Consider the following 15,797-nt stretch of genomic DNA (forward strand, 5'->3'; position numbering starts at 1 on the left):
CGCGCTATTTCCGCCCGAACAGCTTTTCGACATCGTCCATCGCCAGCTTGATCCACGTCGGGCGGCCGTGGTTGCACTGGCCCGAGCGTGGGGTCTGCTCCATTTCGCGCAGCAGCGCATTCATTTCCGCAACCGACAGCACTCTCCCGGCGCGGACGGAGCCGTGACAGGCCATCGTCGCCAGGACGAGATCGAGCCGTTCGCCGAGCAGCAGCGAGTCTCCATTCGCAGCCAGATCGTCCGCCACGTCGCGCAGCAGCGCATGCGGATCCCCGCCTGCAAGCGCGGCGGGCATGGCCCGGACCAGCATCGCGGCGGGTCCGAAGCGTTCGACCGCCAGGCCAAAACCGCCCAGCGCTTCGGCCTGTCCCTCGATCCGGTCGCAGTCGGCTTCGTCGAGTTCGACCACTTCGGGCAAGAGCAGCGCCTGGCTTGCGCCGTGCGCCCCGGCCCCGGCGGCGCGCAGACGTTCGAGCACCAGGCGTTCGTGCGCGGCGTGCTGGTCGACGATCACCAGGCCGTCGGCGGCCTCGGCAACGATGTAGGTCTCGGCAATCTGGCCGCGCGCGATCCCCAGCGGATGGGCGACGCCGTCGGGAACCGCGGCCTCGGCGGGTTCGGCACGGCCGGCCAGAGGAGCGAGAGGGGCCGCGTCCATGACCGCCGCCTCGTAACCCCGGTAAAGCGATTGCGCTTCGCTAACGCGGCCGACGGCACCGCCGGTGGATTGCGGCGTGCCCCACCCCCGCCCGCTGAAGATCGAATGGCTGCGCTGGTCGGGGTGGAGCGGTTGCCCCAAGGGCTCCTGCCGCCACGCCCGCATCGCCTCGCCTGCGGGCGCCTGCACGCTGCGCCGGTCACCCCCGCCCAATGCCTCGCGCAGGCCCGAGACGATCGCCCCGCGCACCCCGGCGGCGTCGCGAAAGCGGACTTCGGTCTTGGCCGGGTGAACGTTGACGTCGACCTCGCCGCTGGGAACCGCGACGAACAGCGCCAGCACCGCGTGGCGATCCCGCGCGAGCATGTCGGCATAGGCGCCGCGCACCGCCCCGGCGAGCAGTCGGTCCTTAACCGGGCGGCCGTTGACGAATAGATATTGGTGGTCGGCAACCCCGCGATTGTAGGTCGGCAGCCCGGCGATCCCGGTCAGGTGCAGGTCGCCGCGGCGGAAATCGATCGCGACCGCGTTATCCGCCAGCTCCCGCGCGATGACCTCTGCCGCTCGCGCCGCAACTCCTGCGCCCGGCTGGACCGCCAAGGCGCGGCGTCCGTCGTGCTCGAGTGTGAACCCGACATCGGGCCGGGCCAGCGCCAGGCGCCGCACCGCATCGAGGCAGGCCGCCCATTCGGAGCGCGCGCTGCGCATGAACTTGCGCCGGGCGGGGACGCGGGCGAAGATCGCCTCGACACGGATGCGGGTGCCGGGAGGCACCGCCGCGGGGCCTTCCTCGACCACCGCGCCATTGTCCACGACCCGCCGCCAGCCCTCGGCCGCGCCGCGCGCGCGGCTTTCCACCGTGAGCCGCGCGACCGAGGCGATCGACGGCAGCGCCTCGCCCCGGAAGCCGAGCGTGGCGACGTTCTCGATGTCCTCGCCCGGCAGCTTCGACGTGGCGTGACGTTCGAGCGCCAGCGCGATCTCGTCGGGCGTCATCCCGCAGCCGTCGTCAGCGACCTCGATTAGCGACAGACCGCCCTCGCCCAGCCGGACCGAAACGCTGGTCGCGCCCGCGTCGAGCGCGTTCTCGACCAGCTCCTTGAGCGCGCTCGCCGGGCGCTCGACCACCTCGCCCGCGGCGATGCGGTTGACCAGCGTTTCGGGCAAGCGGCGGATGATGGGCATGAGGCGTGCGAGACTAGCGGCGAACTAACATATATTCGAGACGATCAGTGGGGATAACCCGCGCGTAAACGACAATATTTTAGCGTTTCGCCGCTATCCCGGTTAATGAGCCGCCTTCCCCGCCCAATCCGGCGCAGGCTTGCCCGCAACCATATGCGGTAAGCTGCTGGACAGACTACGGATTTACCGAATGCCGTCGATGTTCTCGCGATTCTTCAAGTTTGGTTCCCAGAACATGGCCATCGATCTGGGGACGGCCAATACCCTGGTCTATGTCCAGGACCGCGGCATCGTCCTCAACGAACCGTCCGTGGTGGCGATCGAGACGATCAACGGAATCAAGCGGGTCAAGGCGGTGGGCGACGACGCCAAGATGATGATGGGCAAGACGCCGGATAACATCGAGGCGATCCGCCCGCTGCGCGACGGGGTCATCGCCGACATCGAAGTCGCCGAAGAGATGATCAAGCACTTCATCAAGAAGGTGCACGGATCCAAGAGCCTGCTGCGCTATCCCGAGATCGTGATCTGCGTCCCCAGCGGCTCGACCTCGGTCGAACGGCGCGCGATCCGCGACGCCGCCAGCAATGCCGGCGCCAGCCAGGTCTACCTGATCCTCGAACCCATGGCCGCGGCGATCGGTGCCGACATGCCGGTGACCGAACCGGTCGGGAGCATGGTCGTGGACATCGGCGGCGGGACGACCGAGGTCGCGGTGCTCAGCCTGCGCGGCCTTGCCTATACCACCAGCGTCCGCGTCGGCGGCGACAAGATGGACGAGGCGATCGTCAGCTATGTCCGCCGCCACCACAACCTGCTGATCGGCGAGGCCACCGCCGAACGGATCAAAAAGGACTATGGCACCGCCATCGTCCCCGCGGACGGCGTCGGCGCCACGATCGCGATCAAGGGCCGCGATCTGGTCAACGGCGTGCCCAAGGAGATCACGATCAGTCAGGCCAACATCGCCGAGGCGCTGGCCGAACCGATCGGGGCGATCATCGAAGGCGTCCGCATTGCGCTGGAAAACACCGCGCCCGAACTCGCTGCCGACATCGTCGATCAGGGCATCGTCCTGACCGGCGGCGGCGCGCTGATCCATGGTCTCGACGAGTACCTGCGCGAGGAAACCGGGCTTCCGGTGACCGTCGCCGAAGACCCGCTGAGCTGCGTTGCGCTGGGCACCGGGCGGGCGATGGAAGACCCGATCTACCGCGGCGTGCTGATGACCGCGTGAGCAGGTCCCGCCCAGCCGGTTTCGGATTGACGAAGGGATAGGCGCATGCCGCCGCCGAACGACCGGCGCCCGGGCTTTTCGCGCAAGGCGCAGCTTGGCATCTTCACCGGATACGTCGCTGCCATCGGCGGGGTTCTGGCCGGGCTGGTGCTGATCGCCATCGCCGTCGCCGATCCTGGCAGTTTCGCCTTCCTGCGCCGCGGAGCCAACGAGATCGTGGCTCCAGCGGGCGCCGCTGGCAGCGCGGTGCGCGCGGATTCGCGCGGGTTCTTCCAGCGCATCGGCGACTACATCGATGCCGGCGCAACGAACGCGGCGCTGCGCAAGGAAGTCGCCGCCGCCCGGGTCCAGCAGGTGCGCACCGCCGCGCTGGCCGAGGAGAACCGGCGTCTCAAGGCCCTACTCGGGGTGGTCGAGACCACCGAGCGTCCAGTCGCGACGACCCGGCTGGTCGCTTCGACCTCGGCCAGCACCCGGCGCTTCGCGATCATCGGCGCGGGTAGCCGCCAGGGCGTGCAAATCCGCATGCCGGTGCGCGGCGCCAACGGTCTGGTCGGGCGCGTGCTCGAAGTCGGGCCCAACACCGCGCGCGTTCTGCTCGTCACGGATAGCGAGAACGTCGTCCCCGTCCGCCGCGCCAGCGACGGGATCGCGGCGTTTTCCGAAGGCCGCGCCGATGGGCGGGTGCGGCTGCGGCTGATCAACATCGGGGTCAATCCGCTCAAGCGCGGCGACGTGTTCGTGACCTCGGGTTCGGGCGGGATCTACCGCCCGGGCATCCCCGTCGCGCAAGTCGAATCGCTGCTGTCCGACGGCGCGATCGCGCGGATCGTCAGCGACCCGGCGGCATCGGAGTTCGTGCTGGTCGAACCGGTCTATCAGGAACTGGCCGATCCCACCGCGCCGACCGCGACCCCGGTCCGGTGATGGCGATCGTCCGCAAATCGCGCGGGCTTGGCGGCAGGCAGCCGCTGGCGGTGCTGCGCCGCCAGCAGGACGCGATCAACGACCGGCTGCGCAAGCGGATCAACCGCGCGCCCTCGCCGATCCTGTCGCGGGGGGTGCCGTGGGTCAGCGTGATGCTGCTCAGCCTGGCGCCGTTCGCGCCGCTGTTCGTGTCGGCACCGATAATGCCCCCGCTGGCCTTCATGGCGCTGCTGGCGTGGCGGATGCTGCGCCCCGGAATGCTGCCGGTGTGGGCAGGCGCGCCGCTCGGCGGGTTCGACGACCTCTACAGCGGCCAGCCCTTCGGCAGCGCGGTTCTGCTATGGTCGTGCACGATGATACTCATGGAACTAGCCGACACCCGCCTCCGCTGGCGCGGCTTCCTCCAGGACTGGGCGCTGGCCGCGGCGCTGATCGTGGGTTACCTGGTGCTGGCGACGCTGATCTCCAACCTGACCGGCGGCCACGCGCCGCTGCGCGCCATCGTGCCGCAGATCGCGCTTTCGCTGATCGCGCACCCGCTGGTCACGCGGCTGATCGCCGCGCTGGACCGGCTGCGCCTGCTGCCGCTGCAGCAGGTCGGGCGATGAGGCCGGGACGATGAAGTTCGGCGACTGGCGCAGCCGCGCGCGGACGCGGACCAAACCACCGATGAGCACGGTCGCGCTGACACACACCTTCAACCGCCGCAGCGTCTTCCTAGGTGCGGTCCAGGGCGGGGTCGGGCTGCTGCTCGCCACTCGCATGGGCTATCTCGCGCTGGCCGAGAACGAGAAGTATCGCCTCGCCTCCGAAAGCAACCGGGTCAACCTGGCTTTGATCCCGCCACGTCGGGGGTGGATTCTCGATCGTCACGGCTCGCCGCTGGCCTCCAACCGCGCCGCGTTCCGGGTCGATCTGATCCCAGAGCGGCTGGTCCATGCCGAACAGACGATCGCCGAACTTGGCCAGATCCTGGGCCTCAGCGAGGTCGAGTTCCGCGATCTGAAGGACAAGCTCGACAAGGCGCGCGGGTTCCAGCCGGTCGAGGTCGCCAGCCGGATCGAATGGGACAAGTTCGCCGCGATCAGCGTCCGCTTGCCCGATATGCCCGGAGTGGTGCCGACCCGCGGGTTCAGCCGCTATTACCCGACCGGTCCCGCGGTCGGCCATCTGATCGGCTATGTCGGCACCACCTCGGCGGAGGAGTACGAGAAGGAGAAGAATCCGCTGCTAATCACGCCCGGATTCAAGATCGGCAAGGACGGGCTGGAGAAATACTACGACATCGCGCTGCGCGGGGTGCCCGGCGCGCGGCGCACTGAAAGTCACCGCCGGAGGCAGGATCGTGCGCGATCTCGAGATGCGCGAGGACGTGCCCGGCAATCCGATCCGCCTGACGATCGACGGCCCACTGCAGGATTTCGCCGCTCGCCGCATCGGACTCGAATCGGGCGCGGTCGTCGTCATCGACTGCGCGACCGGCGGAATTCTCGCGCTCACCTCGATGCCCGCTTTCGATCCCAACAGCTTTGCCGACGGGATCGGCCGCCTCGAATGGAAGCTGCTCAACGACGACGACCACATCCCGCTGCTCAACAAGGCGGTGCGCGGACTCTATCCGCCGGGCTCGACGATGAAACCGATGGCGACGCTGGCGCTCCAGCAACACGGGGTGTCGCCCGACGAGAGGATCAATTGCCCCGGCGGCTATCGCCTCGGCAGCCGCTTCTTCCGCTGCGATGCAGTCCATGGCTCGGTCGATATGCGCGGCGCGATCGAGCATAGCTGCAACACCTATTTCTGGAGCATGGCGCACCGTGTCGGCTACGACGCCATCGCGCCGGTCGCCAAGCTGCTCGGCCTGGGTCAGGAGTTCGTCCTGCCCGGCACCTCGCAACGCTATGGCACCATTCCCGACGCCGCGTGGAAGATGCGCCGCTACAAGCAGGAGTGGACCTCGGCGGACTCGCTCAACGCCTCGATCGGCCAGGGCTACGTGTCGGTCTCGCCGCTGCAACTGGCGGTGATGACCGCGCGGATCGCCAGCGGGCGTAATCTCCAGCCCTCGCTGCTGCTGGGCAAACCGATGCCGCTGGGGCCCGCGTTGCCCTTCAGTGCCGAGCAGCTCGCGGTGACACACGATGGCATGTTCCGCGTGGTCAACGGATCGGGCACCGCGGGGGCGAGCCGGATCGATATCGGCGGAATCAAGATGGCAGGCAAGACCGGCACCGCGCAAGTGCGCAAGTTGACCAGCCGCGGCGCAGTCGGCGACTGGAAGTCGCGCGACCATTCGCTGTTCGTCTGCTACGCCCCCGCCGATGCACCGAAATATGCGATGGCGGTGGTGATCGAGCATGGCACGTTCGGCGCGCGTGCGGCGGCGCCGATCGCCAAGGACGTGATGACCTTTCTGTTCGACCCGCCGACTGCCGTCGCCTCGCTCCACGCGCTCGAGAAGCAATGGGGGGGCAACGCCACCGAACGGATGGCCGCCAAATACCTCGCCGCCGAGCACACGCCCGCGGCGAGCGCGGCCAAGCCGGTGACCGAAAGCCAGGTCGAAGAAGCCGTCCAGAAAGCCGAAGAACCTGCCTCCGCTCCGACCGCACCGCAGACCGGGGTGGTCGTCCCACCGCCCGAAACGGGTGGCTCGACTTCTCCCCCGCCGGCCGCTGCTGCCACCGCCGCCCCACCGTCGCGCACCTGAACCATGCAGCAGACCTACGTCCCCAAGCTGATCGCGCGCCAGCCATGGCACGTCATCCTGCCGCTGCTGGCACTGGTGCTGTTTGGCAGCACGGTGCTCTATTCGGCGGCCGGGGGCAGCTTGCAGCCGTGGGCCCTGACCCATACGCTGCGCTTCTTCGTGTTCCTGGCGATGGCGATGATCATCGCCCGGATTCCCGCCGAGGTGTTCAAGTTCGCCGCTTTTCCGGCCTATGCCGCGATCTTGATCCTGCTGGTGCTGGTCGAGGCGCTGGGTTTCGTCGGCGGGGGCAGCCAACGCTGGCTCAACCTGGGCTTCATAACGCTCCAGCCGTCGGAATTGATGAAGCCGGGTATCGTGCTGGTCCTGGCCCGGTTCTTCGATCTGCTGCCCTCGGGCGAAATCCGCGGCTGGCGGGCGCTGGTGCCCGCGCTGGCGCTGCTGGGGGTGCCGATGGGACTGGTGATCATCCAGCCCGATCTCGGCACCGCGCTGGCGATCGGCTTTGGCGGGGTGATGGTCATTTTCCTGGCGGGCGTCCCGCTAAGCTGGTTCATCGGCGCGGGCGCCGCCGGCCTCGTCGCTGCGCCGATCGCGTTCTTCACCCTGCTCCACGACTACCAGCGCAACCGCGTGCTGACCTTCCTCGATCCCGAGAGCGATCCCCTAGGCACCGGCTATCACATCACGCAGTCGAAGATCGCGATCGGCTCGGGCGGGTTCTTCGGCAAGGGCTTCGGCAACGGCAGCCAGAGCCATCTCGACTACCTCCCCGAGGCGCACACCGATTTCGTGTTCGCGACGATGAGCGAGGAATGGGGTATGCTCGGCGGGCTGTTCGTGCTGTTCGTGTTCTTCCTGGTGCTGCGCTGGGGTCTGCGCGTCGCCCAGAACGCGCCCGACCGGTTCAGCCGGCTGCTCGCCGCCGGGATGGCGCTGACGATCTTTTTCTACGTGTTCATCAACCTGATGATGGTGACCGGGATGGCCCCCGTGGTGGGCATCCCCCTGCCTTTCATGAGCCACGGCGGCAGCTCGATGATGACCAACATGATCTGCATCGGCACGATCATGGCGATCGAACGCTGGACCCGCGAACGCCGGGGCGGCGGAGGGCTTTCGTAAGGGGTTGCGCCGCATCGCCCAGACGCTATAGGCCACGCCTTCGCTGGCGCCATCGGCCCATCCGCGATACGGACGCATAGCTCAGTTGGTAGAGCAGCTGACTCTTAATCAGCGGGTCCTTGGTTCGAGCCCAAGTGCGTCCACCAAAATTTCCTCGAGAATAACGCGGGAACCTGTCGCCAAGCTGCTGGCCCGCGGCGTGGGAGCCAGTTCCCGCATAGTCAGGGCGGGCGTGGGCCCCATTGAAAGACTTTTCGAACTTTTTGCTGCGATCACAGGTCCGAACCGCCGACATGGGCTTATGCCGGTACCGCACTACGACGTGACGATACTCTGCAATTCCACGCCCAGATCGAATAGCGCCCGATTCCCATTTTCGGCTGGTTTCGGTTAGGAAGCCGCCGCGTCCCGCGTTTGCGAGTCGTTGCAGATGTAATCGGAATCGTATGGACGCCGCCGAAGCCGTTCACGCTCGCCTGCTCGCCGCGCTCGCCAGCGGAGATCTGCCGCCGCGCCGCTCGAACCTAGGCCTTGCGAACGTCGGATTGAGCCGCGAGGACGCGGTCGGGCTGTTCCGCTCGCAGCTGCTCAGCCGCCAGCTCGACCGCCTCTCGCGCAAGCTCCAGGCGCGCGGCGAGGGGTTCTATACAATTGGATCGTCGGGGCACGAAGGCAACGCCGCGCTGGCCCATGCGCTGCGGCCCGATGACATGGCCTTCCTCCACTACCGCTCGGCCGCCTTCCAGATTCATCGGGCGGGCCAGGTCCCGGGCGAGACCCCGGCGTGGGACATGCTGCTCAGTTTCACCGCCGCGGCCGACGATCCGATCTCGGGCGGCCGGCACAAGGTACTGGGATCGAAGCGGTTGGCGATCCCGCCGCAGACCTCGACCATCGCCAGCCACCTGCCCAAGGCAGTTGGCGCGGCGTTCTCGATCGGTATGGCCAAGCGGCTGCACCTGGAGGACGGCCCGCTAGCCTCCGACGGGGTGGTCCTGGCCAGCTTCGGCGACGCCTCGGCCAACCATTCGACCGCGCAGGGAGCGTTCAACACCGCGCTGTGGGCGGCGTATCAAGGCACGCCGATGCCCATTATCTTCTGTTGCGAGGACAACGGCATCGGCATTTCCACCCGCACACCGAAGGGCTGGATCGCCGACCAGTTTTCGACACGCAATGGCCTGCATTACGTCTACGCCGACGGCACCGATCTGATCGAAGCCTACCGCGCGGCTCGCGAGGCGGTCGATCACGCCCGCTCGACGCGAAAGCCGGTGTTTCTCCATCTGGGCGCGGTGCGGCTCTACGGTCACGCCGGTTCTGATATGCCTTCGGCCTATCTCGCGAAGGCCGAAATCGAGGCCGACGAGGCGCGCGACCCCCTGCTCAGCACCGCCGCATTACTGATCGAGGAAGACATTCTCTCCGCCGCCGAAATCCGCGAAGTGTGCGACGAGGTCGAAACGACGCTGGCCCGCCAAGCCGAGCTGGCGATAGCGCGGCCCAAGCTGGCGGATGCGGCGGCGGTGATGGCCAGTATCGTGCCCCCGCGCCGCGAGCCAACCGTTCGAGACTTCTCTGCTGCTGAACGCACCGCGCTGTTCGCATCGGACGCGACATTGATCGAGAAGCCGCAGCACATGGCGCGGCTGATAAGTTGGGCACTCGCCGACATCCTGCTCGAACGCCCGCACGCGATCGTCTGCGGCGAGGACGTCGGCCCCAAGGGCGGTGTCTACAACGCGACCGCCAAGCTGCACCAGCGGTTCGGATCGGCGCGTGTGATCAACACCCTGCTCGACGAGCAGGCGATCCTGGGCCTGGCGATAGGCGCGGCTCACAACGGGCTGCTGCCGATCCCCGAAATCCAGTTCCTTGCCTACGTTCACAACGCCGAAGACCAAATTCGCGGCGAGGCGGCGACGCTGAGCTTCTTCAGTTGCGGGCAATACACCAACCCGATGGTCATCCGGATTGCCGGGCTGCCCTATCAGAAGGGCTTCGGCGGGCATTTTCACAACGACAACAGCCTAGCGGTATTTCGCGACGTGCCGGGGCTGATCCTGGCAGTCCCCTCGAACGGGCGGGATGCGGTGGCGATGCTTCGCGAGTGCGTGCGACTGGCCGATGAAGAACAGCGGGTGGTGGTGTTCGTCGAACCGATCGCGCTGTATATGACACGTGATCTCCACGCCGAGGGCGACGGGTTGTGGACCGCACCTTACGATCCCCCGGGGTCCAACGAGGTTCGGATCGGCGAGATCGGGATGCATGGCGACGGCACGGACTTGGCCATCGTCAGTTACGGCAACGGCTATTACTACTCTCGGCAAGCGGAGAAACTGCTCGGCGAGCACGGCATAAGGGCGCGGGTGATCGACTTGCGCTGGCTCGCCCCGCTGGCGACTGAGGCGCTGCTGGCGGCGGTAGAGGCATGCGAGCACATCCTGATCGTCGACGAATGCCGCGTCACCGGGTCGCAGAGCGAGGCGTTGATGGCCCTGTTCGCCGAAAGTGCGCCGGACAAGCGCGTCTCCCGGGTCGCTGCCGAAGACAGCTTCATCTCGCTCGCCCGCGCCGCCACCTACACCTTGCCCAGCCGCGATACGATCGTTGCGGCGGCGATGGCGTTGCTCCATCGATGAGCAAGGAGAAAGCACTCGTCGTATGCCCCGGTCGCGGGACTTACGGAGCGAGCGAATTGGGTTATCTTGCCCGCCATCACGCGGGATCTGCTTTGCTCGCCGCATTCGACCGCCAGCGGAACGAGCGAGCGGCGCAGTCGATCTCCGAGCTCGACTGCGCGGCCCGTTTCTCAACCGCGCTTCATGGCTCGGGCGCCAACGCCTCCCCGCTGATCTATGCAGCGGGAATCCTCGACTACCTGGCGCTCGATACCGGCAAGGTGGAGGTGGTCGCGATCTGCGGCAATTCGATGGGCTGGTACACCGCGCTGGCCTGCGCCGGCGCGGTCTCACCCGAGCATGGCTTCGCCATTGCCGATGGGATGGGGGTCAATTCGGGCACCGGCGAGCCTGGCGGGCAGCTGCTGTTGACACTGGTGGGCGACGATTGGCGGCCTGACCCGGCGTTGCGTCGCGAAATCGACCGAAAGCTTGCTCGAAGCGGTGCGTTCCGCTCGATCGAATTGGGCGGCATGCTGCTGGTCGCGGGCGAAGAGCGTGAACTCGACGCGCTGCTGGCCGCCCTCCCCGCCATGCCCGGCCGCCCGCCGCTCCGCCTCGCCGGACACGGTCCGTTCCACACGGCGCTGATGGCCGAAAGCAGTCGCCGCGCGCTCGCCCAGCTTCCTGCCGCGTGGTTCGGCGCGCCGCGCGTCCCGCTGATCGACGGCGAAGGCCGAGTCTGGCGCGCCAAGGCGACCACCCCTGAGGCGATGCACCGCTACACGTTTACCACCCAGATTCTCGAACCCTACGACTTCACCCGCTCGCTCGCGGTCGGGATCAAGGAGTTCGCGCCCGACCGGATCGTTTTGCTCGGACCCGGCGATACGATGGGCGGCGCCATCGGGCAGGTGCTGGTGGCCGAGAAGTGGCTGGGAATCTTCGACAAGGCCGGGTTCGCCGCGCGCCAGGCGGAGGCTCCGTTCGTCATCGCCATGGGTCGCGAAGACCAGCGCGCGCGCGTCACCAGGGGCTGAAAGCGCGTCGCGGGGTTGCGCGGCGGCGATCGCGTCCGCATGGACCCATGCTTGGGTGGGGTAATCTCGATGATCGCTGTGTTGTTTGCCTTCTGGCTGCTTTCGCTCGCTCTGTCCGCTACGGTCCGCGTTGGACCCACCAAGATCCCGGCTCAGGTGCTTGGGTTTTGGTGGCTTGGAAGCTTCGTCGGGCAGATGCTGGCGGCGCCCATGGTGTTGGTTGCGGCAATCGCCGCGATTCTGCTGAGCGGAACGATCGCGAAAGTCGCCGCCGCACTCGCCGCGCTGCTGTTCGCGGTTGCCCACCTGCGCAACCGCCGCGATGGGGCGACGATGCTGCGGGCGATGGGGCTCGACGAAGCACTGCCACTCGGCGCCGGTTTCCGCCCGATGAGCAGCCGCGCCGGGACACGGCGAATCTCACGGATCGCCTATGCGCCCGACGGAGAGCGGACCACACTCGACATCGTCGCGCCTGCCGAGCGCCCGGCCGCCGCCATGCCGGTGCTGATCCACATTCACGGCGGCGCATGGCTGCTGGGCAAGCGCAACCAGCAGGCCAAGCCGCTGCTGCACCACCTTGCGCGGAACGGCTGGCTGTGTCTCGACATCAACTACCGCCTTGCGCCCAAGCACCGCTTTCCGACGATGCTGACCGACGTGCTCCGTGCAATCGTCTGGGCCAAGGCGAACGTCGCGCAATATGGTGGCGACCCGGCGCGGATTGCGCTTACCGGCGGCTCGGCGGGTGGACACCTGACCGCGCTCGGCGCTCTCGCCCACGATCGCGCCGCGGCCAAGCCGGGGTTCGAGAACGAGGACTGTTCGGTCCAGGCGGCGGTGCCCAACTATGGCCGGTTCGACTTCACAGACCGGCTCAACCTGTGGGGCCGCAACCACGCCTCGCTGCGCCAGTGGGAGGCGGACAAGATCATGCCCGCGGACGTGGACTCGGCAGGGTGGAACCTGGCCAGCCCGATCGCGCTGGTCCGCGCCGACGCCCCGCCAATGCTGGTGATCCACGGCGCGCACGACACGCTGATCCCGGTCGCGGAAGGGGCGGCGTTCGCCATGGCCCAACGCGACGCTGGCGGCTCCGTCGATCACATAGAGCTAAGCGGCGGCCAACACGCCTTCGACACGATGGAATCGGCGCTGACCTGGGCCCACGTCCGGGCGGTGCGCGCCTGGCTGGAGCGGCATTTGTGACGCGACCCAACCGAAGGCTTCTGTAGGGCGCGTTTTTCCGATCAGGCCACCATAGCATCCAGCCGTCCGCGCACGATCGCCTCGGCATCGCGCACGATCCGGCTGACCAGTTCCTCACAGGTGGGAATGTCGTTGATCAGCCCTTGGATCATCCCCGCGCTCCAGATGCCGTGCTCGGTATCGCCGGTTCGAAGCCCTTCGCGCCCGCGCACGCCTTTGACCAGCTCGGCGACATCGCCGAACGGCTTGCCCGCGGCCTCGGCCGCCACCACTGCCTGGCTGATCCCGTTCTTCGCCACCCGCGCGGTGTTGCGATAGGTGCGGAAGATCAGGTCGGTGGCGCGCTCGTCGGCGGCGACCATTGCGTCCTTGAACGCCTGGTGGATCGGCGCTTCGACCGTCGCACAAAAGCGCGTGCCCATGTTGATTCCGTCGGCGCCCAACGCCAGCGCCGCCGCCAGCCCGCGCCCATCGCCAAACCCGCCAGAGGCGAGGATCGGGATCTTCACCTTGTCCGCCGCCGCGGGAAGCAGGATCAAACCAGGTATGTCGTCCTCGCCGGGATGTCCGGCGCACTCGAATCCATCGATCGAGATGACATCGACCCCCGCTCGCTCTGCCGAAAGCGCATGGCGCACTGCAGTACATTTGTGCAGGATCAGCGCCCCGTGCGGGTTGATCATTTCCCAAATTTCACGAACCGCAGGAGTTCCGGCGGTCTCGAAGATGCGGATGCCCCCATCGAGCGCGGCCTGGGCATACGCCTTATAGTCGGGCGCATTGATCGTCGGGAACACGGTGATGTTCACCCCGAACGGCTTGGCCGTCATTGTCCGGCAGCGCGCGATCTCGGCGGCGAGCGCCTCGGGCGTCGGCTGAGTCAGCGCGGTCAGGATTCCCAAGCCTCCCGCATTCGATACCGCCGAAGCCATTTCGGCGGTTCCGACCCACTGCATCCCGCCTTGAACGATCGGGTGCTCGATCCCCAGCAACTCGGTGATCCGCGTCTTGAAAGCCATGCCGGAGTATCCCCTCGCGATTCGTTTAACCGGGCGATTAACAAGTCTGAGCGGTAAGGCCAGCGCCCGATTGCACGTTGACCGAAGCGGGGACCCTATGCCAAAAGGCCCGGCCTCGCGGGCGTAGCTCAATGGTAGAGCAGAAGCTTCCCAAGCTTACGACGAGGGTTCGATTCCCTTCGCCCGCTCCACTCCGCCCATCCGCGAGCAAAAATGTTCCGCGCAACCGGGCGTGAAACCTGTGTAAAGCGTACCATGTCCGAAAACCCCCTGTCCTTCGCGGGCGTCCGCGCGATCCTCGGCGAAGCCCTCGCCGCGCGTGGCTATACCGATCCCACCCCCGTCCAGGCCGCCGTGCTGGAAGACGCGGCGCGCGGGCGCGATCTGGTCGTGTCGGCGCAGACGGGATCGGGCAAGACCGTCGCGTTCGGCATGGCTATGGCGACCGAACTGCTCGCCGACGACGGGAAGATCGCAGTCAGCTGCAGCCCGCTTGCGTTGGTGATCGCGCCCACTCGCGAGCTGGCGATGCAGGTCGGGCGCGAGCTGCACTGGCTCTATGAGAAGACCGGTGCGCGCGTCGCGATCTGCGTCGGCGGGATGGACCCGCAGAAAGAGCGGCGCATGCTCCAGAGCGGCGCGCATATCGTGATCGGCACGCCGGGACGCTTGCGCGACCATCTCGAGCGCGGCGCGCTCGACCTCTCGGGCTTGCGCACGATCGTCCTCGACGAGGCCGACGAGATGCTCGACATGGGTTTTCGCGAGGACCTCGAGGAAATCCTCGACGCCACCCCCGACACCCGCCGCACGATGCTGTTTTCGGCGACGATGCCCCCGGCGATCGCCAACCTCGCCCGGCGCTATCAACGCGATGCGCTGCGCATCTCGACGGTCGGCGACGATCGCGGGCATGGCGACATCGCCTATCAGGCGGTCACCGTCGCCCCGGCTGAAATCGAGCAGGCGGTGGTCAACCTCCTGCGCTTCCACGAAGCCGAAACCGCGATGCTGTTCTGCGCCACGCGCGAGAACGTACGGCGGCTCCACGCCACGCTGCAGGAGCGCGGATTCGATGTGGTCGCGCTGTCGGGCGAGCATTCCCAGCAGGAGCGCAATCATGCGTTGCAGGCGTTGCGCGACCGGCGGGCGCGGGTCTGCGTCGCCACCGACGTCGCCGCGCGCGGGATCGACCTGCCCACGCTGAGCCTGGTGGTCCATGTCGAGTTGCCGCGTGATGCCGAAGTGCTCCAGCACCGCTCGGGCCGTACGGGGCGCGCGGGCAAGAAGGGGACCGCGATCCTGATCGTACCATATCCCCGCCGCAAGCGGGTCGAGATGATGTTGCGCGGGGCCAAGATCAACGCAGAGTGGATTTCGGCTCCTGCGCCCGAAGCGATCCACGCGCAGGATCGGCAAAGGTTGATCACGGCCCTGCTCGAGCCGGTCGAGTTCGACGACGAGGACCGCGCCATCGCAGCGCAGCTCCTTGCCGAGCGCAGCCCGGAGGACATCGCCGCCGCGCTCGTGCGCGCCCACCGTGCGGCGATGCCTCAGCCCGAGGAGCTGACCGAGAATACTCCAGCCGCGCGCACTGCGGCGCAGGCTGAGCGCCACCGTCCGGGCTTCGACGATGTGATCTGGTTCCGGATGGACCTAGGCCGCCGCCAGAACGCCGATCCGCGCTGGATCCTGCCGCTGCTATGCCGTCGCGGCCACATTACCCGCAACGAGATCGGGGCGATCCGCATAGGCATCCACGAGACCCACTTCCAGGTGCCGCGCTCGATCGCCGGGCGCTTCGCCGACGCCGTCGCTCGGACCGCGTCAGGCTCTGCGGAGGATGGCAGCGAAGTGCGGATCGAAGTCATGCCCGAGGACGGACACGGCAATCGTCACACCCCCGCGCCCGCTCAGCGTCAGCACGGTCATGAGAGCAAACCGCATCAGCCGGTCAAGCGGGCGACCCTGGCCCCTTCGACCAAAGAGCGAGTGTCGCGGCCGACCCCGCAAAAACCGCACCCCCACAAGCCAAAGAAATTCCGCAAGCCGGGTTGATCGCG

The 15,797-nt window shown here is 67.5% G+C and carries 10 protein-coding genes, 2 tRNA genes and 1 pseudogene; 11 read left to right on the plus strand and 2 right to left on the minus strand.

The window, feature by feature from the left end; all coding sequences use genetic code 11:
- Positions 1 to 4: 4 nt before the first annotated feature.
- Positions 5 to 1,843 carry a DNA mismatch repair endonuclease MutL gene (gene mutL / locus GKE62_RS02335; RefSeq protein ID WP_154690842.1) on the minus strand — a complete coding sequence of 613 codons (1,839 nt, stop codon included), beginning with the start codon at positions 1,841 to 1,843 and terminating at the stop codon, positions 5 to 7.
- Between the two features lie 190 nt (positions 1,844 to 2,033).
- On the opposite strand from mutL, the gene GKE62_RS02340 reads away from it, so the two are divergent.
- From GKE62_RS02340 to GKE62_RS02380, 9 genes and pseudogenes are all read left to right on the plus strand, one after another.
- The gene (locus GKE62_RS02340) at positions 2,034 to 3,080 is read left to right on the plus strand and encodes a rod shape-determining protein (RefSeq protein WP_154690843.1); all 1,047 of its coding nucleotides are present in this window, start codon (positions 2,034 to 2,036) and stop codon (positions 3,078 to 3,080) included.
- Between the two features lie 45 nt (positions 3,081 to 3,125).
- On the plus strand, positions 3,126 to 4,007 hold the full coding sequence (gene mreC / locus GKE62_RS02345; RefSeq protein WP_154690844.1) for a rod shape-determining protein MreC: 882 nt from the start codon (positions 3,126 to 3,128) through the stop codon (positions 4,005 to 4,007).
- Complete coding sequence (gene mreD, locus GKE62_RS02350) at positions 4,007 to 4,615, plus strand: rod shape-determining protein MreD (RefSeq protein WP_154690845.1); 609 nt, start codon at positions 4,007 to 4,009, stop codon at positions 4,613 to 4,615. Before mreC ends, mreD begins: the two co-directional genes overlap by 1 nt.
- A 61-nt stretch (positions 4,616 to 4,676) precedes the next feature.
- Positions 4,677 to 6,717: pseudogene (gene mrdA, locus GKE62_RS02355) on the plus strand (penicillin-binding protein 2).
- A 3-nt stretch (positions 6,718 to 6,720) separates the two neighbouring features.
- Positions 6,721 to 7,842 (plus strand): rod shape-determining protein RodA, encoded by a 1,122-nt coding sequence (gene rodA / locus GKE62_RS02360; RefSeq protein WP_154690846.1) that lies wholly within the window; start codon positions 6,721 to 6,723, stop codon positions 7,840 to 7,842.
- Between the two features lie 70 nt (positions 7,843 to 7,912).
- A tRNA-Lys gene (locus tag GKE62_RS02365) sits at positions 7,913 to 7,988 on the plus strand.
- Between the two features lie 300 nt (positions 7,989 to 8,288).
- Positions 8,289 to 10,487, plus strand: coding sequence for an alpha-ketoacid dehydrogenase subunit alpha/beta (locus tag GKE62_RS02370; RefSeq protein WP_154690847.1), 2,199 nt, complete (start codon positions 8,289 to 8,291; stop codon positions 10,485 to 10,487).
- Positions 10,484 to 11,506: an ACP S-malonyltransferase gene (locus tag GKE62_RS02375; protein WP_154690848.1), complete on the plus strand. Its 1,023-nt coding sequence runs from the start codon at positions 10,484 to 10,486 to the stop codon at positions 11,504 to 11,506. Before GKE62_RS02370 ends, GKE62_RS02375 begins: the two co-directional genes overlap by 4 nt.
- Positions 11,507 to 11,575: 69 nt before the next feature.
- Positions 11,576 to 12,715 carry an alpha/beta hydrolase gene (locus GKE62_RS02380; protein WP_195908563.1) on the plus strand — a complete coding sequence of 380 codons (1,140 nt, stop codon included), beginning with the start codon at positions 11,576 to 11,578 and terminating at the stop codon, positions 12,713 to 12,715.
- 41 nt (positions 12,716 to 12,756) lie between these two features.
- Here GKE62_RS02380 and GKE62_RS02385 read toward each other — a convergent pair whose 3' ends face one another.
- Positions 12,757 to 13,734 (minus strand): nitronate monooxygenase family protein, encoded by a 978-nt coding sequence (locus tag GKE62_RS02385; RefSeq protein WP_154690850.1) that lies wholly within the window; start codon positions 13,732 to 13,734, stop codon positions 12,757 to 12,759.
- 117 nt (positions 13,735 to 13,851) lie between these two features.
- On the opposite strand from GKE62_RS02385, the gene GKE62_RS02390 reads away from it, so the two are divergent.
- A tRNA-Gly gene (locus GKE62_RS02390) sits at positions 13,852 to 13,925 on the plus strand.
- Between the two features lie 64 nt (positions 13,926 to 13,989).
- Positions 13,990 to 15,792 (plus strand): DEAD/DEAH box helicase, encoded by a 1,803-nt coding sequence (locus GKE62_RS02395; protein ID WP_195908564.1) that lies wholly within the window; start codon positions 13,990 to 13,992, stop codon positions 15,790 to 15,792.
- Positions 15,793 to 15,797 lie beyond the last annotated feature (5 nt).

Source organism: Novosphingobium sp. Gsoil 351 (genome assembly GCF_009707465.1).
In the GTDB taxonomy this organism is placed as follows: Bacteria; Pseudomonadota; Alphaproteobacteria; order Sphingomonadales; family Sphingomonadaceae; genus Novosphingobium.

Bases quoted from the DNA above. Each gene is read 5' to 3' on its own strand.
- mutL (WP_154690842.1), bottom strand. From the start codon at position 1,843: ATGCCCATCATCCGCCGCTTGCCCGAAACGCTGGTCAACCGCATCGCC.
- GKE62_RS02340 (WP_154690843.1), top strand. From the start codon at position 2,034: ATGCCGTCGATGTTCTCGCGATTCTTCAAGTTTGGTTCCCAGAACATG.
- mreC (WP_154690844.1), top strand. From the start codon at position 3,126: ATGCCGCCGCCGAACGACCGGCGCCCGGGCTTTTCGCGCAAGGCGCAG.
- mreD (WP_154690845.1), top strand. From the start codon at position 4,007: ATGGCGATCGTCCGCAAATCGCGCGGGCTTGGCGGCAGGCAGCCGCTG.
- rodA (WP_154690846.1), top strand. From the start codon at position 6,721: ATGCAGCAGACCTACGTCCCCAAGCTGATCGCGCGCCAGCCATGGCAC.
- GKE62_RS02370 (WP_154690847.1), top strand. From the start codon at position 8,289: ATGGACGCCGCCGAAGCCGTTCACGCTCGCCTGCTCGCCGCGCTCGCC.
- GKE62_RS02375 (WP_154690848.1), top strand. From the start codon at position 10,484: ATGAGCAAGGAGAAAGCACTCGTCGTATGCCCCGGTCGCGGGACTTAC.
- GKE62_RS02380 (WP_195908563.1), top strand. From the start codon at position 11,576: ATGATCGCTGTGTTGTTTGCCTTCTGGCTGCTTTCGCTCGCTCTGTCC.
- GKE62_RS02385 (WP_154690850.1), bottom strand. From the start codon at position 13,734: ATGGCTTTCAAGACGCGGATCACCGAGTTGCTGGGGATCGAGCACCCG.
- GKE62_RS02395 (WP_195908564.1), top strand. From the start codon at position 13,990: ATGTCCGAAAACCCCCTGTCCTTCGCGGGCGTCCGCGCGATCCTCGGC.